This is a genomic window from Achromobacter denitrificans NBRC 15125 (assembly GCF_001571365.1).
GTDB lineage: Bacteria > Pseudomonadota > Gammaproteobacteria > Burkholderiales > Burkholderiaceae_B > Achromobacter > Achromobacter denitrificans.
The window spans coordinates 175,402-196,252 of the sequence record NZ_BCTQ01000007.1 but is presented as its reverse complement, the minus strand read 5'-3'; the positions used below and the strand labels follow the sequence as shown (position 1 = coordinate 196,252).

At 64.9% G+C, this 20,851-nt stretch carries 21 protein-coding genes and 1 other RNA gene; 7 read left to right on the top strand and 15 right to left on the bottom strand.

Features of this window, described 5'->3' with window-relative positions:
* Positions 1-534 precede the first annotated feature (534 nt).
* The gene (locus ADE01S_RS08685; protein ID WP_062681279.1) at positions 535-1,011 is read right to left on the bottom strand and encodes an Lrp/AsnC family transcriptional regulator; all 477 of its coding nucleotides are present in this window, start codon (positions 1,009-1,011) and stop codon (positions 535-537) included.
* 155 nt (positions 1,012-1,166) lie between these two features.
* Here ADE01S_RS08685 and hppD point away from each other — a divergent pair, with 155 nt between their 5' ends.
* Positions 1,167-2,279: a 4-hydroxyphenylpyruvate dioxygenase gene (gene hppD, locus ADE01S_RS08680; protein ID WP_062681278.1), complete on the top strand. Its 1,113-nt coding sequence runs from the start codon at positions 1,167-1,169 to the stop codon at positions 2,277-2,279.
* A 114-nt stretch (positions 2,280-2,393) separates the two neighbouring features.
* Here hppD and msrA read toward each other — a convergent pair whose 3' ends face one another.
* The 3 genes from msrA to ilvD all read right to left on the bottom strand — a co-directional run bounded on the left by msrA (position 2,394) and on the right by ilvD (position 5,034).
* The gene (gene msrA / locus ADE01S_RS08675) at positions 2,394-2,948 is read right to left on the bottom strand and encodes a peptide-methionine (S)-S-oxide reductase MsrA (protein ID WP_062681277.1); all 555 of its coding nucleotides are present in this window, start codon (positions 2,946-2,948) and stop codon (positions 2,394-2,396) included.
* An 81-nt stretch (positions 2,949-3,029) separates the two neighbouring features.
* Complete coding sequence (locus ADE01S_RS08670; RefSeq protein WP_062681276.1) at positions 3,030-3,365, bottom strand: c-type cytochrome; 336 nt, start codon at positions 3,363-3,365, stop codon at positions 3,030-3,032.
* Positions 3,349-5,034 carry a dihydroxy-acid dehydratase gene (gene ilvD, locus ADE01S_RS08665; protein WP_062681275.1) on the bottom strand — a complete coding sequence of 562 codons (1,686 nt, stop codon included), beginning with the start codon at positions 5,032-5,034 and terminating at the stop codon, positions 3,349-3,351. Before ilvD ends, ADE01S_RS08670 begins: the two co-directional genes overlap by 17 nt.
* 128 nt (positions 5,035-5,162) lie before the next feature.
* On the opposite strand from ilvD, the gene lgt reads away from it, so the two are divergent.
* Entirely contained in the window at positions 5,163-5,951 is a 789-nt protein-coding gene (lgt, locus tag ADE01S_RS08660; RefSeq protein ID WP_062681274.1) for a prolipoprotein diacylglyceryl transferase, read from the top strand.
* Here the strand turns inward: lgt and ADE01S_RS08655 are convergent.
* From ADE01S_RS08655 to ADE01S_RS08640, 4 genes are all read right to left on the bottom strand, one after another.
* Complete coding sequence (locus ADE01S_RS08655; protein ID WP_062681273.1) at positions 5,926-6,687, bottom strand: SIMPL domain-containing protein; 762 nt, start codon at positions 6,685-6,687, stop codon at positions 5,926-5,928. The two genes, lgt and ADE01S_RS08655, sit on opposite strands and share 26 nt — an antisense overlap.
* Before the next feature lie 66 nt (positions 6,688-6,753).
* A non-coding RNA gene (ssrS, locus tag ADE01S_RS08650) (6S RNA) lies at positions 6,754-6,938 on the bottom strand.
* A gap of 46 nt (positions 6,939-6,984) precedes the next feature.
* Positions 6,985-7,296 (bottom strand): cell division protein ZapA, encoded by a 312-nt coding sequence (locus ADE01S_RS08645; protein WP_043542394.1) that lies wholly within the window; start codon positions 7,294-7,296, stop codon positions 6,985-6,987.
* Entirely contained in the window at positions 7,296-7,742 is a 447-nt protein-coding gene (locus ADE01S_RS08640; RefSeq protein WP_062681272.1) for a hypothetical protein, read from the bottom strand. Before ADE01S_RS08640 ends, ADE01S_RS08645 begins: the two co-directional genes overlap by 1 nt.
* 483 nt (positions 7,743-8,225) lie before the next feature.
* On the opposite strand from ADE01S_RS08640, the gene ADE01S_RS08635 reads away from it, so the two are divergent.
* From ADE01S_RS08635 to ADE01S_RS08620, 4 genes are all read left to right on the top strand, one after another.
* Positions 8,226-8,690, top strand: a complete 465-nt coding sequence (locus ADE01S_RS08635; protein ID WP_062681271.1) for a tripartite tricarboxylate transporter TctB family protein — start codon at positions 8,226-8,228, stop codon at positions 8,688-8,690.
* Positions 8,691-8,703: 13 nt separating this feature from the next.
* Positions 8,704-10,209, top strand: coding sequence for a tripartite tricarboxylate transporter permease (locus ADE01S_RS08630; RefSeq protein WP_062681270.1), 1,506 nt, complete (start codon positions 8,704-8,706; stop codon positions 10,207-10,209).
* 181 nt (positions 10,210-10,390) lie between these two features.
* Positions 10,391-11,995 (top strand): gamma-glutamyltransferase family protein, encoded by a 1,605-nt coding sequence (locus ADE01S_RS08625; protein ID WP_062681269.1) that lies wholly within the window; start codon positions 10,391-10,393, stop codon positions 11,993-11,995.
* A 58-nt stretch (positions 11,996-12,053) separates the two neighbouring features.
* The gene (locus ADE01S_RS08620; RefSeq protein ID WP_062681268.1) at positions 12,054-12,959 is read left to right on the top strand and encodes an NAD(P)-dependent oxidoreductase; all 906 of its coding nucleotides are present in this window, start codon (positions 12,054-12,056) and stop codon (positions 12,957-12,959) included.
* A gap of 69 nt (positions 12,960-13,028) precedes the next feature.
* Here ADE01S_RS08620 and ADE01S_RS08615 read toward each other — a convergent pair whose 3' ends face one another.
* Complete coding sequence (locus ADE01S_RS08615; RefSeq protein ID WP_062681267.1) at positions 13,029-13,658, bottom strand: FMN-dependent NADH-azoreductase; 630 nt, start codon at positions 13,656-13,658, stop codon at positions 13,029-13,031.
* 201 nt (positions 13,659-13,859) lie between these two features.
* On the opposite strand from ADE01S_RS08615, the gene ADE01S_RS08610 reads away from it, so the two are divergent.
* Positions 13,860-14,795, top strand: coding sequence for a LysR family transcriptional regulator (locus tag ADE01S_RS08610; RefSeq protein WP_062681266.1), 936 nt, complete (start codon positions 13,860-13,862; stop codon positions 14,793-14,795).
* On the opposite strand, the gene ADE01S_RS08605 is transcribed toward ADE01S_RS08610, so the two are convergent.
* The 6 genes from ADE01S_RS08605 to ADE01S_RS08580 all read right to left on the bottom strand — a co-directional run bounded on the left by ADE01S_RS08605 (position 14,789) and on the right by ADE01S_RS08580 (position 20,817).
* Entirely contained in the window at positions 14,789-15,718 is a 930-nt protein-coding gene (locus tag ADE01S_RS08605) for a 2-hydroxyacid dehydrogenase (RefSeq protein ID WP_062681286.1), read from the bottom strand. The two genes, ADE01S_RS08610 and ADE01S_RS08605, sit on opposite strands and share 7 nt — an antisense overlap.
* 110 nt (positions 15,719-15,828) lie before the next feature.
* The gene (locus tag ADE01S_RS08600; protein ID WP_062681265.1) at positions 15,829-17,355 is read right to left on the bottom strand and encodes a tripartite tricarboxylate transporter permease; all 1,527 of its coding nucleotides are present in this window, start codon (positions 17,353-17,355) and stop codon (positions 15,829-15,831) included.
* Between the two features lie 6 nt (positions 17,356-17,361).
* Entirely contained in the window at positions 17,362-17,790 is a 429-nt protein-coding gene (locus ADE01S_RS08595; RefSeq protein WP_062681264.1) for a tripartite tricarboxylate transporter TctB family protein, read from the bottom strand.
* A 264-nt stretch (positions 17,791-18,054) separates the two neighbouring features.
* Positions 18,055-19,587: a sensor histidine kinase gene (locus tag ADE01S_RS08590; protein ID WP_228468421.1), complete on the bottom strand. Its 1,533-nt coding sequence runs from the start codon at positions 19,585-19,587 to the stop codon at positions 18,055-18,057.
* Complete coding sequence (locus tag ADE01S_RS08585; protein ID WP_062681263.1) at positions 19,584-20,264, bottom strand: response regulator; 681 nt, start codon at positions 20,262-20,264, stop codon at positions 19,584-19,586. Before ADE01S_RS08585 ends, ADE01S_RS08590 begins: the two co-directional genes overlap by 4 nt.
* Positions 20,245-20,817 (bottom strand): RNA pyrophosphohydrolase, encoded by a 573-nt coding sequence (locus tag ADE01S_RS08580; RefSeq protein ID WP_042796390.1) that lies wholly within the window; start codon positions 20,815-20,817, stop codon positions 20,245-20,247. The genes ADE01S_RS08585 and ADE01S_RS08580 overlap by 20 nt, the downstream gene beginning before the upstream one ends.
* Positions 20,818-20,851: the final 34 nt, after the last annotated feature.

Below are 20,851 nucleotides of genomic sequence, written 5' to 3'. Positions count from 1 at the left end.
TAATTCTTCACTGCCTCGCCGCTTCAGCGAACGCTTGGAGCGTCCTTGCTGCCTCGGCGTTGGCGGCTATCGAAACTTCAGGGTAAACCCTAATTTTTCGGTAACTGCCAAGCCCGAAACTATAACACAGCTTTTGCAGATTATGCAACTGGCTTCTGCCTAATTTGCATCCTATCTTGCAAAACCCCAAAACGCTTACCTGCTCGTCTTGCGGCGATCTGACGGGGTAACTTCAACACCCTGCCAAACCTGCTATGTGCCGGCGCCGCATTGCAGCCACCGAACTCACTTCGCCTTGCTTCCTGCTTGCCTCGCTGCTCAACAAACTGTTTGAACTGCGAAGGAGCGAGACTATAGCACAGAATTTGAACGTGTGTCGCCAGCATGACACCTATTTTGCAGAAAAGTGAATTTTTTTGGGGTCGGCCCCTAAAAACAGACACCTCCCGGCCACCCCTCTATATAGAGGAAGAAAAATCAGGGGCAGGAAGGGAGGAAGCTGGCCGCCGGCCGCGAGCCCCTCCCCTGCGCGCGCTAGATCCGCAGCTCCGTCGTCTCCTTGATCTGCTGGAGCGCGAAGAAGGATCGCATGTCGACGACCGCGGGGTGGCGCATGAGCGTGTCCATCGCAAAGCGCGAGAAATGCGCCAGGTCCGCCACCTGGATGCGCAGGAGGTAGTCCATGTCTCCGGACATGGCGTAGCACTCCACCACTTCGGGCCAAAGCTGCACGTCGCGCGCGAAGTCGCTCATGGGCGCATGGCTCGATCCGCTGTGCTTGTTCAAGCGGATATTCACATAGGCCAACAGGCCCAGGCCGACCTTTTCCGCATCGATCAGCGCCACGTACTTCTTGATGAACCCCTTCTCTTCCAGCCTGCGGACCCGGCGCAGGCAGGGGCTGGGGGACAGCGAAACGCGGTCCGCCAGCTCCTGGTTGCTCAAGCGCCCATCGCGCTGGAGCTCCGCCAAAATCCGTAGATCTGTCCGATCAAGCTCAATGTCAGACATTTTTAGCCCTCAACTCTTTATTGACGGCAATATTATTGCTCAGAGCCACCCCTTTCGCGACATGTTTGCAATTGTCTGCCCGCCGTTCCTTCCTACAATCTCCGTCTAGACTTGAAGAACAAGTCGTCCTTAAAACGATGCAAGGGAGCAGACTTATGAGCAGCGCATTCCAACCCTGGGACAACCCGATGGGCACCGCCGGGTTCGAGTTCATTGAATATGCCGCGCCGGACCCCGCCGCGCTGCGCAAGGTGTTCGAGCTGCTGGGCTTCAAGGCCATCGCCAAGCATCGCCACAAAGACGTGACGCTATACCGCCAGGGTGGCGTGAACTTCCTGATCAACGCCGAACCGGATTCCTTCGCCCAGCGCTTCGCCCGCCTGCACGGCCCGTCGATCTGTGCCATCGGTTTTCGCGTGCAGGACGCCAACGCCGCGTACAAGCGCGCACTGGAACTGGGCGCCTGGGGTTTCGATTCGCACAGCGGCCCGATGGAATTGAACATTCCCGCGATCAAAGGCATCGGCGACTCGCTGATCTATCTCGTGGACCGCTGGACCGGCAAGGACGGCCACGGCGGCATCGGCGACATCAGCATCTATGACGTGGACTTCGTTCCCGTGGATCCGGCCAACGCGCAAGCGGACCTGAACCACCGGGGCGCCGGCCTGACGCTGGTGGACCACCTGACGCACAACGTGCACAAGGGCCGCATGGCCGAATGGGCGGAGTTCTACGAGCGCCTCTTCAATTTCCGCGAAGTGCGCTATTTCGACATCGAAGGCAAGGTGACGGGCGTGAAGTCCAAGGCCATGACTTCGCCTTGCGGCAATATCCGCATTCCGATCAACGAAGAAGGCACGGAAGAGAAGGGCCAGATCCAGGAATACCTGGATCTCTACCGCGGCGAAGGCATCCAGCACATCGCCATGGCCACCGAAGACATCTACGGCACCATCGAGGCGCTGCGCAAGAACGGCGTGGTGTTCCTGGACACGCCCGATACCTACTATGAATTGCTGGATCGCCGCCTGCCCAATCACGGCGAAGACGTGGAGCGCCTGCGGAAGAACCGCATCCTGCTGGACGGCGCCCCCGGCGGCGGCCTGCTGCTGCAGATCTTTACCGAGAACCAGATCGGCCCGATTTTCTTCGAGATCATCCAGCGCAAGGGCAACGACGGTTTCGGCGAGGGCAACTTCAAGGCTCTGTTCGAATCCATCGAACTGGATCAGATGCGCCGCGGCGTGGTCAAGTCCGTCGACTGAACGCCCGCCCCCACACACACCTTCCCCCGGCCGGGGCTCCGGTGCCCAGCACCGGCGCCGGCCTTGAAACCTCACTGCGGTGAGGTTTTTTTTGCGCCGGCGGCGGCCTGCCGCCTACTTTTGCAGCCGGTCCTGGAACTGTTTGCGGAACTTGGCGACCTTGGGCGCGATCACGAACTGGCAATAGCCTTGTTCGGGATGCAGGGCGAAGTAATCGCGGTGGTAGTCTTCGGCCTGCCAAAACTTGGCGGGCGCCAGCAGCTTGGTCACGATGGGCGCGTCGTAGACCTTCTGCGCCTCGACCTCCGCGATCACGGCTTCCGCCTGTTCGCGCTGGGCCTCGTTCTGCCAGAAGATGGCGGATTCGTATTGCGGGCCGATGTCGTTGCCCTGGCGCCCCGGCGTGGTCGGGTCGTGCGTCGCGAAGAACACGCGCAGCAAATCGCCGTAGGTGAGTTCGGCGGGATCGAACTCCACGCGGGCGACCTCGATGTGGCCGGTCTCCTTGCCGCAGACCTGCTCGTAGCTGGGGTTGTCGACGTGGCCGCCGCTGTAGCCGGGCAGCACGCTCTTGACGCCGCGCAGCTCGGTGAACACCGCTTCGACGCACCAGAAGCAGCCGCCGCCGAGTACGGCGACCTCATTGCCCGGGGATGGTTGTTCTGCCATGACGATTCCTTCTTTCTCGACGGGCCCCGCCCTTGCCGGGCGGCGCGCCCTGATTCCATGCACGACGCGCAGATGCCTAGCCTACTGCTTTGCCGGCGCGAGCGACAAGATCCATTCCGCCAGATGGCGGGCATCTTCCGGGCTGACCTGGGTTTGCGCGGGCATCGGAACGGCGCCCCAGGCGCCCCGGCCGCCGCCACGGATCTTGCCCGCCAGGTAATCCACCATGGCGTCGCCCTGGCCCGCGTAGCGCTCGGCCACGCTCTTCAACGGCGGCCCCACCCGCTTGGCCTCGACCTGGTGACAAGCCATACAGGCCTTGTTCTTGGCGAGGTCCAGACCGGTGGTTTGCGCATGGGCCGCGCCCGCGCCCACGGCGCAAGCGACGGCCAACAACAGACTACTCTTCAAATGCATCGGTTACGGCCCCACGGCTCGCGGTGCTGGCGAGCTTGCCGAACTTGGCAAGCACACCGCGTGTATAACGCGGCTTGGGCTGAACCCAGGCCTGGCGACGAGCCGCCATTTCTTCGTCGCTGATATTGAGCTGCAACAGCAGCTTGTGGGCATCGATGGTAACCGAATCGCCCTCCCGGATCAGCGCGATGGGGCCGCCGACGAATGCCTCCGGCGCCACGTGGCCCACGACCATGCCCCAGGTGCCTCCGGAAAAGCGCCCGTCGGTAATGAGGCCCACCGTTTCGCCCAGACCCTGCCCGACCAGCGCGGAAGTCGGCGCCAGCATTTCGCGCATGCCCGGACCGCCCTTGGGGCCTTCATAGCGGATCACCACGACATCGCCGTCCCAGATCTCGCGGGCCATGATGGCCGTCATGGCATCGTCCTCGGAATCGAAGACGCGCGCGGGGCCGGTGATCACCGGGTTCTTCAGGCCGGTGATCTTGGCGACGCAGCCTTCGGGCGACAGGTTGCCCTTGAGTATGGCGAGGTGGCCTTGCGGATACAGCGCGCGATCCAGCGGCATGATGACGTCCTGGTCGGCGCGCGGCGCGTCGGGCACGTCGGCCAGGGTTTCGGCGATGGTCTTGCCGGTGATCGTGACGCAATCGCCATGCAGCAGGCCGGCGTTGAGCAGGATCTTCATGACCTGCGGAATGCCGCCGGCGCGATGCAGATCCGTCGCGACATACTTGCCCGAGGGCTTCAGATCGCACAGCACGGGCACGCGTTGGCGGATGCGCTCGAAGTCGTCGATGGTCCATGGCACCTCGGCGGCATGGGCGATCGCCAGGAAGTGGAGCACGGCGTTGGTGGAGCCGCCGGTCGCCATGATGACGGAGACGGCGTTCTCGATGGATTGGCGCGTGATGATGTCGCGCGGACGCAGCTGGCGCTTGACCGCCTCCACCAGCACGCGGGCCGACTCCGCCGCCGACGCGACTTTTTCCTCGTCTTCGTTGGCCATCGTGCTGGAATACGGCAGGCTCATGCCCATGGCCTCGAAGGCCGAACTCATGGTGTTGGCGGTGTACATCCCGCCACAGGAGCCCGAGCCGGGGATCGCGCATTTCTCTATCTGCTTGAAGTCCGCTTCGGGCATGCGGCCCATCGTGTATTCGCCCACGGCTTCGAAGACGGAAACGATGGTGAGGTCGTTGCCCTTGTAATGCCCCGGCTTGATCGTGCCGCCGTAGACGTAGATGCCCGGCACGTTGCTGCGGGCCAGCGCGATCATGCCTCCCGGCATGTTCTTGTCGCAACCGCCGATCACCACGACGCCGTCCATCCACTGGCCCTGCGCGGCGGTCTCGATGCAGTCCGCGATCACTTCGCGCGATACCAGCGAGTACTTCATGCCCTCGGTGCCCATGGACATGCCGTCGGAAATGGTGGGCGTGCCGAACACCTGGGGATTTGCGCGCGACGCGCGGATGGCGTCGATGGCGGCATCGGCCAGCCGCTGCAGGCCGCTGTTGCACGGGGTGATGGTCGAGTGGCCGTTGGCCACGCCGATCATGGGATTCTCGAAGTCGGCTTCCTGGTAGCCCAGCGCGTAATACATGGCGCGATTGGGCGCGCGCGCGACGCCTTCGGTGATGTGGCGGGAACGTTCGTTGTGCGGCATGGTCTGTGTCTCCTGTCGGCCATCGGGCGCGGACATGGCCGCCGCACCCGAGGAAGCTGGCTCGCTTGCTCGCGAATCTTCAGGGCTCGCCGGTTATTATCATTCAACTTTATTGTGTCGGGCAGACCATGCTGCAATATCCAAAATTCGACCCCGTCGCCCTGCAGATCGGGCCGCTAGCCATCCACTGGTACGGGCTGATGTACCTGGCGGGCTTCGCGCTGGTGTACCTGCTGGGTCGCCGCCGCATCACCAGCGGGCATACCACCTCGCTCAACGTGCGGGACCTGGAAGACCTGATTTTCTATAGCGTGCTGGGCGTGGTGCTGGGCGGACGGCTGGGCTACGTGCTGTTCTACAAGCCTGCGTATTACCTGTCCCATCCGCTGGAAGTGCTGTACCTGTGGCAAGGCGGCATGTCCTTCCACGGCGGCCTGATCGGCGTGATCCTGGTGATGCTGCTTTTCGCGCGCAAGAAGAAGCTGCCCTTTTTCGCCGTCAGCGACTTCATCGCGCCGCTGATCCCGCTGGGGCTGGGCTTCGGCCGCCTGGGCAATTTCATCAATGGGGAGCTCTGGGGCCGGCCCACCGACGTGCCTTGGGCCATGGTGTTCCCGGACAGCGGCGACGGCCTTCCGCGCCACCCGTCGCAACTCTATGAGCTGGGACTGGAAGGCATCGTGCTGTTCGCGCTGCTCTGGTGGTTCTCAAGCAAGCCGCGCCCGCTGGGCCAGGTAAGCGCGCTCTTCCTGATGGGCTACGGAACGTTCCGCTTCCTGGTGGAGTTCACCCGCGAGCCGGACAATTTCCTGGGCCTGCTCGCGGGCGGGCTGAGCATGGGACAGTGGCTGTCCCTGCCGATGGTCGCCCTGGGCGCCATCATGTTCAGCCTTACTGCAACGCGATCGTCCCGTTGACAGCGATACTGACCGTGACGTCTCCCGCTTCCAGGGGGACGTCCGGGCTGTAGCCGGCGGAGGCGTCCTTGGCCATGGCCGCGCCCATCATGCGGGGCATGGGCATCGGCCCCGAACCGCCGGAGCCGCCCAATTCCAGCTTGCTCAGGCGATAGCCCGAAAAGCCGAAAGCATTGGCGGCCGCCAGGGCGCGGTCCTTGAAAGCTTGCGCGGCTTCCTTGAGCAGCTTGCGCTCTTCGGCCTCGCGCGCCTCGCGCGACAACAGGAAGCCGATGTTGGAGATGGCGGTCTTGTCGGACAGCTTGGACGCCAGCGCCGCCGCGGCTTCGAAGTCCTTGGATTCGAGGATCACTTCGCCCTGGCCGCGCCAGGAAGCGATCTTGCCTTTGCTGCTGGTGTTGGGCCACACGTTATAGCCGCCCGTGCGCACTTCCACTCCCTTCACGTCGCGCGCGCGCTTGACCACGTCGTCCAGCGCGGCGGTCAGCTTCTTGCCGGCGGTGGGCTGGTCCGGCGCTTCGACCTCGGCCGACAACGAAATGCGGACCGTGTCCTGCTTCACCTCGGACGAGGCCGTGGCCTGCAAGGTCAGCTCGGGCGCGCGGCTCGCCGAGGCTTCCGCGGCGGGAGCGGGGGCCTGCGTTTGCGCGTAGATAGGTTGCGCGACGGCCAGAGCGGCCACGGCTGCGCACGCTGCACCGAGTCGGGTCAGCGAAAAAACGGGGGATTTGGACATGTACGGGCCCTAGGAAGACGATGGGGAGCCGGCGCGGACCTGCTCTTATGGCAGGCCCGCTGGGATAGATGCCCCGCCTGTGCCGTCAAGGCCGGCATCTCGAACCCTGAGGTTCAAGGTGGTCGCGTTCCGTAGAGCGTCGGGTTCGTCTACGAGAGACGATCACTCCAGCTCTGCACTCCCGCAACCAATATGCCATAAGACATAGGTTCAGAGAATGTATGGCCTAGTCACGAACACGGCAGGGACAAACTGAAAAATCTTGACTGCAGCCCGATGGACTACAGCTTGATGAACTCAGAGCAGCTTCTCTTGACCCGACAAGGCATCATCGAGCACTGCATTCATGTCCTCGATTCTACGCTTGAAGTCGCCGACCGCCAAACCGCCCAGCGGACCATCGGGCGCTTTCATCGCAAGCAGCTCGCCGGCGATCTGCAGCGCGGCCATCACGGCAATGCGTTCATTGCTCGAAACCTTGCCGGTGCCCTGGATGCGCAACATCAGTTGATCCACGTGACGCACCGCGGCCACCAGCGTGGGCTTCTCTTCCGCGGAGCACGCCAGGGAATAGTCGCGCCCCAGTATCGTTACATCTACGCGTTCCATCAGTGTTGCTCTCCAGACGGCGCGCCCGGCAAGCGGGCCAGCACGGCGTCGATGCGCTCGCGAGCCGACGTGGCGGCCACGCGCAAGCGCTGTAGTTCGGTATCGCGGTTCTGCAGGCTGCCCTGCAATTCGGTTTCCCTCGCGGAGAAACGCGACTCAAGCGACTGGCGCTCGGAGGTCTCGCGGGCCAGTTGTTCGCGCAGCGCGACTTCGGCCTGCTGGGCCTGTTCGAGCATGGCGCTGACGGCACCGTCGTGTTCCTGAAGCTTGCTTTGCAGCGTGACGATCTCGGCCTCGCGCTCGGCGGCGCGCTGCTTCAGCACGCGCTGTTCAGCTTCGGTTTCGTTCAGGCGTGCGCGCAACGCGTCACGCTCTGCGTGGAGTTGGCGGGTGCGTTGCACCAGTTGCCCGATGCGGGCAGCGAGTTGGTCTAGATCTTGCAGCATGGGCGCTATCGTAAACCATCCTGGGTTGTAGAGGGCCTCTTCACGCAAGGTGAGAAACCCGGCAATATTCAGTAGGAATTACGGTTGTAATTTCAAATTGCGGGATGGGACCTTACCTGATTCCGCGCCGGAAAAAAAACTCGACAACGAGAATCCCGCATCTGGCCGATCCGGCTTTCGCATTTCTTTCTATAAACTTTCACTTAGCTTTCAAAAAGCCCTCAAACTTCCCGCCCCGTTACAACTGGGGGTCGGGAGTTCCCGAATTTTAGGGAAAACCCCAGGCTTTCACCGACCTTACAGGGTTTGCAGCGTGGCAGGCGTCCATTACCATTCGCCCTTTCAAGAAACCACGCCGTCGCTTTCAGAAGAACAAATGGCACCCCGAAGTGCCTTTTTTGTGCCTGTCACCCGCCTTTCGGCGGGCCCTCCCGGCTACAAACCCTTTTTTATCTACATGCTGTAAACAGGAGCCAACCAATCATGCAGCTACGCAATCGACAGGACTTCTGGTCGGGGGTGATGTTCATCGCCCTTGGACTGGGATTCGCCTGGCAAGCCAGCAGCTACCAAATGGGTACTGCCGCTCGGATGGGCCCAGGGTATTTTCCTTTCTGGCTAGGCATTGTTCTCGCATTGCTTGGCGCCATCGTGCTGCTTGGCTCGCTGTCCAAGAAAGCCCACGAAACCCACGTCGACAAGTTCGACTGGCGCATCGTCTTCCTGGTGGTCGGATCGGTCGTGCTCTACGGCTTCATCCTCAAGCTGCTGGGTATCTACATCTCTGTATTCGTCCTGGTTGTCGTCAGCAGCCTGGCCAGCCATGAGTTCAGCCTGAAGGTCGCCGTCGCCAACGGCATCTTCCTGGTGGTGTTCTCGTATCTGGCATTCGTCAAGGGGCTGGGGCTGATTTTCCCGCTGTGGCCGTCCTTTCTGGGCATGAACTAAGGAGCTACCGGTCATGGAATTGTTTGACAACCTGATGTTGGGTTTCTCGGTGGCGTTCACGCCCGAGAACCTGCTGTACGCGCTGCTGGGCTGCATTCTGGGCACGTTGATCGGCGTTCTGCCGGGCATCGGCCCCGTCCCGACCATCGCAATGCTGCTGCCGATCACGTACGTGCTGCCCCCGGTGGCCGGCCTGATCATGCTTGCCGGTATCTACTACGGCGCCCAGTACGGCGGCTCCACGACAGCCATTCTCGTCGCGCTTCCCGGTGAGACATCCGCGGTGGTGACAGTGCTGGACGGTCACCAGATGGCCCGCAACGGCCGCGCCGGCTCCGCCCTGGCAATCGCCGCGCTGGGTTCGTTCTTCGCCGGTTGCGTGGCCACGCTGCTGCTGGCCGCCTTCGCGCCCCCGCTGGCTGAAGTCGCGTTCAAGTTCGGCCCCGCCGAATACTTCTCGCTGATGTGCCTGGGCCTGGTCGGCGCCGTGGTGCTGGCCTCGGGCTCGCTGCCCAAGGCGATCGCGATGATCCTGCTGGGCCTGCTGCTGGGCATGGTGGGCACCGACGTGAACTCGGGCGTCGCCCGCTTCGACTTCGGCATCCCCGAACTGCAAGACGGCATCGACTTCGCCATCGTGGCCATGGGCGTGTTCGGCTTCGCCGAAATCATGACCAACCTTGAGCAGAAGGAAAACCGCGTCGACATCACCGACAAGATCGGCTCGCTGTATCCCAACAAGCAGGAATTCAAGGAAGCCGCTCCCGCCGTGATCCGCGGCACGGCCCTGGGTTCGGCCCTGGGCATCCTGCCGGGCGGTGGCGCCGTGCTGTCGTCGTTCGCGTCCTACACGCTGGAAAAGAAGATCTCGAAGAATCCGGAACGCTTCGGCAAGGGCCACCCGGCCGGCCTGGCTGGCCCGGAATCGGCGAACAACGCTGCCGCGCAGACCTCGTTCATCCCGCTGCTGACCCTGGGTATCCCGGGCAACGCCGTGATGGCGCTGATGGTCGGTGCCATGACCATCCACAACATCCAGCCCGGCCCGCAAGTCATGACGAGCCACCCGGAGCTGTTCTGGGGCCTGATCGCCTCGATGTGGATCGGCAACCTGATGCTGGTGGTGCTGAACCTCCCGCTGATCGGCCTCTGGGTCAAGCTGCTGAAGGTGCCTTACCGCATCCTGTTCCCGGCGATTCTGGTGTTCTGCACGATCGGTGTGTATTCGTTGAACTACAACACCTTCGACATCTTCACCACCGCCATCTTCGGCATCATCGGCTACGTGTGGTCCAAGCTTAAGTGCGAAGGCGCACCGCTGCTGCTGGGCCTGGTGCTGGGCCCCATGATGGAAGAGAACTTCCGTCGCGCCCTGCTGCTGTCGCGCGGCGACTTCACGACCTTCGTGACCCGTCCGCTGTCCGCCTCGCTGCTGGCCGTCGCCGTCTTCCTGGTGATCCTGGTGGCCCTGCCCGCGATCCGCAAGAAGCGCGAAGAGACCTTCGTGGAAGAAGACTAAGGCATGGCCTGCCGCCGTCAGGCGGCGGTTCTGCCCCGAAAGCCCCCGGCCCCGGCCGGGGGCTTTTTTTTGGTTCATCGCGACGGCTAAAAAATTACTAATTATTACGACGCACTACAGACCGTTCCTAGATTCCGGCCGCTACGTTAAGCTAGGGGTTTACCCCACGCGATGATTCGAGATGAATTTCGACTGGAACAACCCCTACCCCAGCACCCGCCGGCCGGTGTTTGCCCGCAATATCGTCGCCACCTCCCAGCCCCTGGCTGCGCAGGCCGGCCTGCGGATCCTGGCCAGGGGCGGCAACGCGGTTGACGCGGCCATCGCCGCGGCCGCCACGTTGGCCCTGACCGAGCCGGTCAGCAACGGGTTGGGATCGGATTGCTTCGCTATCGTCTGGGACGGCTCGAAGCTGCATGGACTGAACGCCTCCGGCACGGCCCCCGCCGCCTGGAACCCGGACTACTTCCGGCGCAAACACCAGGGCCTGATCCCAGCCCGAGGCTGGGACAGCGTCACGGTTCCGGGCTGCGTGGCGGGCTGGGCCGCCCTGCACGAAAAGCTGGGCAGCCTGGCTTTCGCCGACATCCTGGAACCGGCCATCGAGTACGCCGAGCGCGGCTTTGCCGTGTCGCCGGTCGTACGCGAGAAGTGGGTGGCGCAGGCCGACGTGCTGCAGCCGCAGCCCGGCTTCGCGGACCATTTCCTGCCGCGCGGACGCGCGCCCCACATCGGCGAGCACTTCGTCCTGCGAGGGGCCGCGACCACGCTCAAACGCATCGCGGCCACCGGCGGGCGCGACTTCTACGAAGGCGAAACGGCCCATAAGCTGGTGGCGCACGCGCAGGCCCACGACGCGGCGCTCGCGCTCGCCGACCTGCGCGACTACGCGCCCGAGTGGGTGACGCCGATCAGCCAGCCCTATCGCGGCCATACTCTGCACCAGATCCCGCCCAACGGCCAGGGCATCGCCGCCCTGATCGCCCTGGGCATCCTGCAGCATTTCGACGTGGCGGCGCGGCCCGTGGACCATCCCGATACGCAGCACCTGCTGATCGAGGCCATGAAGCTGGCTTTCGCCGACGTCTACGCCCACGTGGCGGACCCGCGCCACATGCGCATGACGCCCGAGCAGATGCTGCAGCCCGGCTACCTGGCCGAACGCGCGCGCCTGATCGACCCGGCCAAGGCCCAGGCCTTCGCCAGCGGCCATGCGCCGCAGGGCGGCACGGTCTACCTGACCGCCGCCGACAGGAACGGCATGATGGTGAGCTTCATCCAATCGAACTACATGGGATTCGGCTCCGGCGTGGTGGTGCCCGGCACCGGCGTCAGCCTGCAGAACCGCGGGCACTGCTTCAGCACGGACCCCGCCCACCCCAACGCCGTGGCGGGCGGCAAGCGGCCCTTCCACACCATCATTCCCGGCTTCCTGATGCGCGACGGCGCCCCCGTCATGAGTTTCGGCGTCATGGGAGGCAATATGCAGCCCCAGGGGCAGGTGCAGACGCTCGTTCGCATGCTGGATTACGGACAGCAGCCCCAGGCCGCCTGCGACGCGCCGCGCTGGAAATGGAACCACGGCCTGGCGGTCGACGTGGAGGCCGGCCTGGCCCCGTCCGTCGCCCAGGGCCTGCGTGCCCGCGGCCACGTGCTGGAGGGCCTGGAAGACCCCTACATGGACTTCGGATCGGGCCAGTTCATCTGGCGCCTGGGTGATCCGGCGGTCGACGGCTACGTCAGCGCGAGCGACAGCAGGCGCGACGGACTCGCCGCGGGCTTTTGATTGCGTTAAGGTTAGTGTCCTCAGACTGACCTTACCCTCATAGAGCGGAGTTCCCTGCATGGCAACCATCGGTACCAAGAGCTACGACGCGGTCGCAGCCCAGAAAGTCACTTTCCTCGGATTGGGTGTGATGGGCCTGCCCATGGCCGGCCACCTGGCCCGCGCGGGGCACGACGTCACCGTCTACAACCGCACGCCGGCGAAGGCCCAGGCCTGGGCGGCCGAGTTCGGCGGCAAGAGCGCCGCCACGCCTCGCGAAGCGGTCGCGGGCGCGCAGATCGTCTTCGCCTGCGTGGGCAACGACGACGACCTGCGCAGCGTCGTGCTGGGGCCGGACGGCGCCTTCGCGGGCATGGCGCCGGGCGCCGTGTTCGTCGACCACACCACGGCCTCGGCCGACGTGGCGCGCGAACTGTACGCGCAGGCCAAGGAGCTGGGCCTGAATTTCGTGGACGCGCCGGTGTCGGGCGGCCAGGCCGGCGCGGTCAATGGCGTGTTGACCATCATGTGTGGCGGCGAGCAGGCTGTGTTCGACGCCATCAAGCCGGTGGCCCAGAGTTTCGGCCGCGCGGTCACGTTGGTCGGTCCCCCGGGAGCGGGCCAGCTGGCAAAGATGGTCAACCAGATCTGCATCGCCGGCGTGGTGCAGGGGCTGTCCGAAGCCATCGCCTTCGGCCAGGCGGCCGACCTGGACATGAAGCTGGTGCTGGACGTGATCAGCAAGGGCGCGGCGCAAAGCTGGCAGATGGAGAACCGCGGCGGCACCATGGTCGACGACAAATTCGACTTCGGCTTCGCGGTGGACTGGATGCGCAAGGATCTCGGGCTGGTGCTGGCCGAGGCCCGCCACAACGGCGCCCGCCTGCCGCTGACCGCGCTGGTGGACCAGTTCTACGGCGATGTCCAGAAACTGGGCGGCGGCCGCTGGGATACGTCCAGCCTCATCAAGCGCCTGCGCGACTGAACGCCGCGGCGCGGCCGATAAAAAAGGCGGGCCCGCGGGCCCGCCTTTTCCTTGCGTGCTTCCGCAAGCTTACGCCGCCAGGCCGGCGGGCGCGGCGTCGGCCAGCTGCGCGTCGATGCGCTGCTTGGCCTGGGCCAGGCCTTCCAGGACCGCGACTTCACCCAGGGCCATGCCTTCGGCGGCAATGAACGTCACGTCGGACATGCCCAGGAAACCGAGCATCTGGCGCAGGTAGGGCGTCAGCGTGTCGGACGGCGTGCCTTCGGCCTTGCCGCCGCGGGCGGTCAGCACGAACACCTGCTTGCCCTTGATCAGCCCTTCGGGCACGCCTTCGGACGTATAACGGAACGTGACCCCGGCCCGGGCGACGTGATCGAGATAGCTCTTGAACTGGGCGGGCAGGTTGAAGTTGTAGATCGGCACGGCGAAGACGATGCGATCGGCTTCCATCAGTTCGGCGATCAGGGTGTCGCCCATTTCGACGATGCGATGCTGTTCGACGGTGCGCGCATCGGCGGGCGTGAACAGCGCGCCGGCGGTGTTGCCGTCGAAGTACGGGATGGGCTGGGCGCCGAGGTCGCGCACCTTGACGGCCGCGGCCGGGTTGGCGGCCTTGACGCGCGCAATCAGGTGATCGGCCAATTGCTTGCTGTTGGAACGGTCGCCGAGAATCGAGGAAAGGATAACCAGGGTCTTCATTGCAAATATCTCCAGTGGGGCCCGCGCATCGCGGGCGGCGGGATCCGCCATCGCCGCGCCCGTTCCGGATCTAGCCGGGGGGTTTGGCCTGCCGCCGGGTTGGCGTTGGCGGATGCCGAATGCATGGCCTCACTGTAGACGGCTTAATTGATCACATAAATAGGGTTATGATGAACTGTTCGTTCCAGGCACAGAACAATCATGCAAGATCTCAATGACCTCTATTATTTTTCCCAAGTCGTCGAGCAAGGCGGCTTCAGCGCCGCCGCGCGGGCGCTGGACATCCCGAAATCCCGCCTGTCGCGCCGGATCTCGCACCTGGAGGAAAGCCTGGGCGTGCGCCTCTTGCAGCGCACGACCCGGCGGCTGCGGCTGACCTCGGCCGGCGAACGCTACTTGCACTACTGTCGCGAAATGGCGGCGTCCGCGCGCGCGGCCGACGAGGCCATGCGGCAGTTGCAGTCGGAACCGAGCGGGCCGGTCATCGTGAGCTGCCCGGTCTCCATCGCGCAGGACGTGCTGGCGCCGCTGCTGCCTGAATTCCTGGACGCATGGCCCGCGATTTCGGTGCAGTTGCTGGTGACCAACCGCCGCGTGGACCTGATCCGCGAAGGCGTGGACCTGGCGCTGCGGGTGCGCACCAAGCTGGATACGGACGCCGAGCTGGTGGTGCGCCATTTCGGCACGGCGCGCGGCACGCTGGTCGCCAGCCCGGGGTATTTGCAGCGCCACGGCGTGCCCGATACGCCCCAGGACCTGGCCACCCACACCACGCTGAGCTTCAGCGACCCGCAGCACGAAGTGCGCTGGCCGCTGCGCAACGACAAGGGCGAGGAAGTGCATGTCGAACTGAAGCCGCAGCTATCCTGCAACGACTTCATCGTGCTGACCGAAGCGGCGGTGCGCGGACGGGGCATCGCCCTGCTGCCTTCGATCGCGACGCATGAGCAGTTGCGACGCGGCCAGCTGGTGCTGGTGTTGCCGCAGTGGCAATCGCCCGAGGGCATCGTCCACTGCATCTACCCGTCGCGGCGGGGCATGATGCCCGCCGTGCGCGCTCTGCTCGATTTCCTGTCGGAGCGCCTGCCCTCCATGTACCAACGGCTGGAGAAGGCGCCCGCGCCGGCGGTTCAATAGCCGCGCGAACGCTCCACCACGCCGCTGATTTCCTCGCCGCGCAGCAGTTGCGCGACCTTGCCCGCGATCTGCGCGATGCTCTCGTCGCGCAGCGTGCGCGCCGCGATATGGGGCGTCACGTGCACGCGCTCGTCGCGCCAGAACGGATGATCGCGCGGCAGCGGCTCAGTGTGGAACACGTCCAGCGTGGCGCCGGCGATCTCGCCCTCTTCGAGCATCTGGATCAGGTCGTCCTCGACCAGGTGTTCGCCGCGGCCCACGTTGACCAGGTGCGCGTCGGGCAGGAGCTGCGACAGCGTGTCCCGGTTGAGGATGCCGACGGTGTCCGGCGTCAGCGGCAGGACGTTCACCAGGAAACGCGTGCGGGCCAGGAAGGCCGGCAGCGCGGCTTCGCCCGCGAAGGACTCGACGCCGGGGATGTCGCGCGGCGAACGCGACCAGCCCGCCACGGGATAGCCGAAGCCGGCCAGGATCTGCGCCACGCGCAGGCCCACCTGGCCCAGCCCGAGCACGCCCACCGGCCAGTCGGCCGGCCGGGTGCCTTCACGGGTGTCCCAATGCTGGCGCGCCTGGGCATGGTCGAAGGCCTCGAAATCGCGCGAGACCCGCAGCAGCGCGTACAGCGCGTATTCGGCCATCTGCACCGCCATGCCCGCGTCTTCCAGGCGCACGATGCGCACATGCGAAGGGATCTCGGGCATTTTCAGCAGCGCGTCCACGCCCGCGCCCAGGTTGAACAGCGTCTTCAGGCCGGTCTCGTGCTTGAAGAGCTCGGCCGGCGGACGCCAGACCAGGGCGACGTCCGCTCCCGACGGCGGCCCCTCGGGGTCCCATACCGAAATGCGGCAACCGGGCATGGCGGCTTCCAGTCGCGGAACCCAGGCGTCGGGATCGTGGTGGGGGCAGGCAAAGAGGATGTGCATGGTGGCTTTCATGTGCGGAACTCAGGGAACCCCAAGCATGAGGGATGCCGCGCCACAAATCAAACGGCCCGGCATGGGCCGGGCCGCTTGCTTGCCGGAAAGGAATCCGGTCAGGCCGCTTGCGGCACTTCGGGCTTGTCCCCCTTGTTCCGGCCGCGGCGGATGAACGCCCACACCTGCAGCAGGATCAGCAGCGCGCTGGCGGCGATGAACCAGGCGCTGATGGGACGCTCCACGAACACCGCCAGGTCGCCGCGCGAGAGCAGCAGCGCGCGGCGGAAGTTCTCTTCCACCATGGGCCCCAGCACGAAGCCGAGCAGGATGGGCGCCACGGAAAATTCCAGCGTCATCAGGATGGCGCCGATCACGCCGAACGCCAGCACTTCCCAGATCTGGAAGAGGCTGTTCTGCGTGCTGAACACGCCCACCGCGATGAAGAACAAGGCGGATGGGAACAGGTAGCGGTAAGGCACCTGCAGCAGTTTCACCCAGACGCCGATCAGCGGCACGTTCAGCACCATGAGCAGCACGTTGCCCACCCAGAAGCTGGCGATCAGCCCCCAGAAGATGTCCGGATGCTCGGTGATCAGCTGCGGGCCGGGCTGGATGCCCTGGATCAGGAGCGCGCCCAGGATCAGCGCCATCACGGCATCGCCGGGAATGCCCAGGCTCATCGTCGGGATGAAGTCCACCTGCGTCTTGGAGTGCGACGACGCCTCGGGCGAGGCCACGCCGGCGATCATGCCGGTGCCGAATTTCTCCGGCGTCTTGGAGATTTTGCGCTCCAGCGCATAGGCCACGAACGTGGTGATCGTGGGGCCGGTGCCGGGCATGGCGCCGAACAGGGTGCCCACGGTGGTGCCGCGGACCATGGGCCAGAAGGCGGTCTTCAGTTCCTGCCGGCTCGGCCGCATGTCTTTCAGGCGCAGCTTGGCGCCGCTGCCGATGATGCTCATGCGGTTGACGCTCATCAGGAAGTCGGCCACGCCGAACAGGCCCATCGAAATCGCCACCAGCTCCAGCCCGTCGGACAGGTCCAGCAGGCCGAACGAAAAGCGGATGGTGCCCGTGTTCACATCCGTGCCCACCACGCCGCACATCAGGCCGAAGAGCGTCATCGCCACGCCCTTTAGCGGCGACCCGCGGGACATGGTCGCGCCCGCCAGCAGGCCCAGCAGCATGATCGAGAAGATTTCGGTAGGGCCGAATTTAAAAGCCACTTCCACCAGCAGCGGCGACGCGAAGATCATGACGATGATCCCCACCGAGGCGGCGAAGAACGAACAGATCATCGTGATGCCCAGCGCCGTCCCGCCCTTGCCCTGCTTGGTCAGCGGATAGCCGTCCAGGCAGGTGACCGCGTGGGGCGGATGCGAAGGCAGGTTGAGCAGGATCGCGCCGATGGCGCCGCCGTACTGCGAGCCGTAGAAGATGCCGGCCAGCATCAGGATGGCGGGCACCGGATGCATGACGTAGGTCAGCGGCAGCAGAATCGAAATGGCCGACAGCGCGCCCATGCCGGGCAGCACGCCGATGAGGTTGCCCACCAGCACGCCGAAGAACGACCACATCAGGTTATGCCACTGGAACGCGACGCCGAAGCCGTACCAGAGGTCCATCAAGGATTGGGAGATCATGGCGCTTCAACCCCAGCGAAACAGCGGCAGCTGCAGTTGCAGCGCCCACCAGAAAACGACGACGGCGATCGCGACCATGGCGGCCGACAGCAGGAATGCCTGCTTGATCGTGTTCTTGCGATCGCCCAGCGCGGAAATGAACACGATGGCGAACGTGGCGGGCAGCAGGCCGCCGTAATGGCCCAGCAGCAGGAAGGCCAGGATGCCCAGCAGAATGCAGGCGCCGCCGCGGAAATCGGGCAGCCCATGGCCATGACCCTCGCCGGGCGCCGGCGCGGTCGTTTCGCCCGAGCGCGCCGAAATCGCGATCAGCACGCCGGTCAACGCCAGCAGGCCGCCCAACGCCGCGGGAAAGAAACCCGGGCCCATGTGGCTCAGCGAACCGATGTGATAGTCGGTGCCGCCGTAGATCGCCCCCAGGCCGATCAGGACCATCAGCGCTCCGCCGTAGTAGTCCTTTCTGTTGATTGTTTTTTGCACGTCATCCTCCTTCCTAATGCAGGGCACATGCCGGCCCTTGGAGGTGCCGCCCCAGGACGGACGCCACCCGGCCTCTGACGACAGGCCGCTGCGCAGATTACGGAAGGAAGCTGCGAATCCGCTTTCTACGCGCTGTCGCAATCCTGAATCCAGGGGTAATCCCTGACCGGAAGGCGGATCTCTTGTGTAAGCAGCGGTGAAAGCGGAATGCGCGACGGGCTATTGATCGCCCTTGAGTTCGACGTCGGCCGGACGCGGATACTGCGAGACCGTCGAGGCGATGGGCAGCCACAGCACCGAGGCCAGACCGACACCGCCCTGCCCGTTCGGTTCGCCGTCGCGCAGTTCGATATCGCCATCGTTGCGGCGCGCGTAGGCGCGCGCGATGGCGAGGCCCAGGCCCGAACCGGACGAGGCGATGGGCCTGTCCGTGCCGACTCGCTCGAAGCGCGCGAAAGCGCGCTTGCGCAGCACCGGTTCCAGCCCGGGCCCGTTGTCGGACACGGCGACTTCCGCGCGGTTCTCCACGCGGCAGACCGACACGGTGATGCGCGCGCCGGCGGGCGCGTAGTGGATGGCGTTGTGCACCAGGTTGGAGAGCGCCTCGTGCAGCTCCGCCTCGTTGCCCGAGACGGGCACGGGCGTTTCCAGCCCTTCTTCGGCGCCGGCATGCACCCAGCCCAGGTCCTGCTGCTTTTCGTGCGCCAGCGGCAGATACTGCAGCACCACTTCGCGCGACACCGCGTTCATGTCGAGCAATTGCCGCGGCAGCTGGTCGGCCTGATTGGCATGCGCCAGCGACAACAGCTGCTCGGTGAGGCGGCGGGTGCGGCCGAGCTGGTCGACGATGGCGCGCAAGCCCTCCTGCGCCCGCGCCGGATCGCGCTCGCGCAGCGCGTACTGCGCCTGCGTCAGCATAATGGCCAGCGGCGTGCGCAGCTGATGCGACGCATCGGCCAGGAATTGCGATTGTTCATCCAGCACGCGGCGGTAGCGCGCGATGTGGTGATTGACGGCATCGACCAGCGGGGAGACTTCGCTGGGCACCCGCGACGCATCCAGCGGCGTGAGGTCGTCGGGGCGGCGCCCCCGGATGTCGTTGCGCAGCCGGCGCAGGGGCTTGAGCGCCCACGACACGCCCCACCAGACCAGCAGCACCACCAGCGCCAGCATGCGCGTGTCGCGCAGGATTTCCTGGCGCCGCGCGCGGTTCTCGGCTTCGATGCGCTTGCCGGTGCTTTCGGCCACGACGACCAGCACCTGGCGATGCTGCCCCTGGTAGTACAGGTCGCGCAACACCGCGACGACCCGCACCGGATCGTTGCGATAGACGCTGTCGTAGAAGACCGGCTGGCCATTGGAACGCGGCCACGTGGGCGGACGCGGCATTTCCGGCATGCCGAGCAAGGTCTTGCCCGCGTCCCTGGGCACCGGCGAACCGTCCGGCAGCGGCGGATCGATTTCCTCGATGCGGAAGTACTTGCGCAGGCCCGCCCGGGATTCGAGCATCACCTGCGCATAGAGCGGCGTGGCGACCTGCAAGTTGCCGTCGGGCGTGAACTCCAGGCTGCTTTCCAGGACGCGCGCCGGCTCCACCAGCGCACTGTCGTAGGCTTCGTTGGTGATCTCGGCCAACGTGCGATAGTCGTTCAGGCTATCCACGACCAGCAGCACCACCACTCCCGGCAGCAGCAGGATGATGAGCAGCGCGCGGATGCCGACGCGCGGCAACCCGGGAATCCGCAGGCTCAAGCCGACTCGCTGGCGACGCTTTCCAGCATGTAGCCCAGCCCGCGCACCGTCACGATGCGCACGTCGCTGCCGGCCAGCTTCTTGCGCAGGCGATGCAGCACGACCTCGATGGCGTCGGGATTGGCTTCGCTGTCGTGCGTGAAGACCTTGCCGAACAGCTGGGACTTGTCCACCGGATAGCCGCTGCGGGTCAGCAGCGCCGCCAGGGCGGCGTGCTCGCGCGGCGTGAGGAACAGCAGGGAACCGTCCAGGGTGAATGCGCGGCTTTCGCTGTCGTAGGAGAGCGAACCGCATTGCAGGCGCGGATGCTGGCGGCCGCGGCTGCGACGCACCAGGGCCGTAAGCCGCGCTTCCAGTTCTTCCAGCGCGAAAGGCTTGGTCAGGAAGTCGTCGGCGCCCAGGTTCAGGCCCCGCACGCGATCTTGCAGGGCGCCCTGGGCGGTCAGCAGCAAGACCGGAGTGCGGTCGTCGCGGTTGCGCATTTCGCGCAGGACCACCAGGCCGTGCTTGTCGGGCAGGCGCAGGTCCATGACGATGGCGTCGTATTCCGTGCCGGCCATGAAGGCTTCGGCTGTCCTGGCGTCCGCGGCGTGGTCAGGCACGAACCCGCTCTGGGCGAGCGCGCGCATCAACCAGGACGCCATGTCCCGTTCGTCTTCAACCAACAATATGCGCATGACCGTCCGTTCCTTCGGGCAAATTCTCTGCCGCCCGCTGTCCGTGCACCCGCTGGCGCAAGTAGCGAGTTTCGTGGTGACGCCGAAAGAGGATAGCCGACAACTCGTTCAACGCCTGGGTATAGACGTCGCGCTTGAACTCGATCACGGCATCCAGGGGCACCCAATACTGGCTCCAGCGCCAGGCATCGAATTCCGGATGCTGCGTCGCGCGCAAGCAAACGTCGCTGTCACGTCCGACCAGGCGCAACAAGAACCAAATCTGTTTTTGTCCTTTATAGTGGCCGCGCCACTCACGCCGGACGAAGTGATCGGGCACGTTATAACGTAACCAATCGCGTGTACGCCCCAAAATACGGACATGCTCGGGCTTCAGGCCCACCTCTTCATGGAGTTCGCGATACATGGCCTGCACCGGGCTTTCGCCATATTTGATGCCGCCCTGGGGGAACTGCCATGCATGTTCCCTGATACGCTTGCCCCAAAAGACCTCGTTTCTACCGTTGACGAGAATGATGCCGACATTGGGGCGGTAGCCTTCGCGGTCAAGCATGGGCCACCCCCACCGAATTCAATACAATTACGGT

Excerpts from the sequence above, each read along its gene's own strand:
- ADE01S_RS08670 (WP_062681276.1), bottom strand. The coding sequence starts at position 3,365 with ATGCATTTGAAGAGTAGTCTGTTGTTGGCCGTCGCTTGCGCCGTGGGC.
- ADE01S_RS08580 (WP_042796390.1), bottom strand. The coding sequence starts at position 20,817 with ATGCTTGACCGCGAAGGCTACCGCCCCAATGTCGGCATCATTCTCGTC.
- msrA (WP_062681277.1), bottom strand. The coding sequence starts at position 2,948 with ATGGCAGAACAACCATCCCCGGGCAATGAGGTCGCCGTACTCGGCGGC.
- ADE01S_RS08645 (WP_043542394.1), bottom strand. The coding sequence starts at position 7,296 with ATGGAACGCGTAGATGTAACGATACTGGGGCGCGACTATTCCCTGGCG.
- ADE01S_RS08635 (WP_062681271.1), top strand. The coding sequence starts at position 8,226 with ATGCAGCTACGCAATCGACAGGACTTCTGGTCGGGGGTGATGTTCATC.
- ADE01S_RS08600 (WP_062681265.1), bottom strand. The coding sequence starts at position 17,355 with ATGATCTCCCAATCCTTGATGGACCTCTGGTACGGCTTCGGCGTCGCG.
- ADE01S_RS08595 (WP_062681264.1), bottom strand. The coding sequence starts at position 17,790 with ATGGTCCTGATCGGCCTGGGGGCGATCTACGGCGGCACCGACTATCAC.
- ADE01S_RS08655 (WP_062681273.1), bottom strand. The coding sequence starts at position 6,687 with ATGTCCAAATCCCCCGTTTTTTCGCTGACCCGACTCGGTGCAGCGTGC.
- ADE01S_RS08625 (WP_062681269.1), top strand. The coding sequence starts at position 10,391 with ATGAATTTCGACTGGAACAACCCCTACCCCAGCACCCGCCGGCCGGTG.
- ADE01S_RS08605 (WP_062681286.1), bottom strand. The coding sequence starts at position 15,718 with ATGCACATCCTCTTTGCCTGCCCCCACCACGATCCCGACGCCTGGGTT.
- ADE01S_RS08685 (WP_062681279.1), bottom strand. The coding sequence starts at position 1,011 with ATGTCTGACATTGAGCTTGATCGGACAGATCTACGGATTTTGGCGGAG.
- ilvD (WP_062681275.1), bottom strand. The coding sequence starts at position 5,034 with ATGCCGCACAACGAACGTTCCCGCCACATCACCGAAGGCGTCGCGCGC.
- ADE01S_RS08615 (WP_062681267.1), bottom strand. The coding sequence starts at position 13,658 with ATGAAGACCCTGGTTATCCTTTCCTCGATTCTCGGCGACCGTTCCAAC.
- ADE01S_RS08610 (WP_062681266.1), top strand. The coding sequence starts at position 13,860 with ATGCAAGATCTCAATGACCTCTATTATTTTTCCCAAGTCGTCGAGCAA.
- ADE01S_RS08585 (WP_062681263.1), bottom strand. The coding sequence starts at position 20,264 with ATGCGCATATTGTTGGTTGAAGACGAACGGGACATGGCGTCCTGGTTG.
- hppD (WP_062681278.1), top strand. The coding sequence starts at position 1,167 with ATGAGCAGCGCATTCCAACCCTGGGACAACCCGATGGGCACCGCCGGG.
- lgt (WP_062681274.1), top strand. The coding sequence starts at position 5,163 with ATGCTGCAATATCCAAAATTCGACCCCGTCGCCCTGCAGATCGGGCCG.
- ADE01S_RS08620 (WP_062681268.1), top strand. The coding sequence starts at position 12,054 with ATGGCAACCATCGGTACCAAGAGCTACGACGCGGTCGCAGCCCAGAAA.
- ADE01S_RS08630 (WP_062681270.1), top strand. The coding sequence starts at position 8,704 with ATGGAATTGTTTGACAACCTGATGTTGGGTTTCTCGGTGGCGTTCACG.
- ADE01S_RS08640 (WP_062681272.1), bottom strand. The coding sequence starts at position 7,742 with ATGCTGCAAGATCTAGACCAACTCGCTGCCCGCATCGGGCAACTGGTG.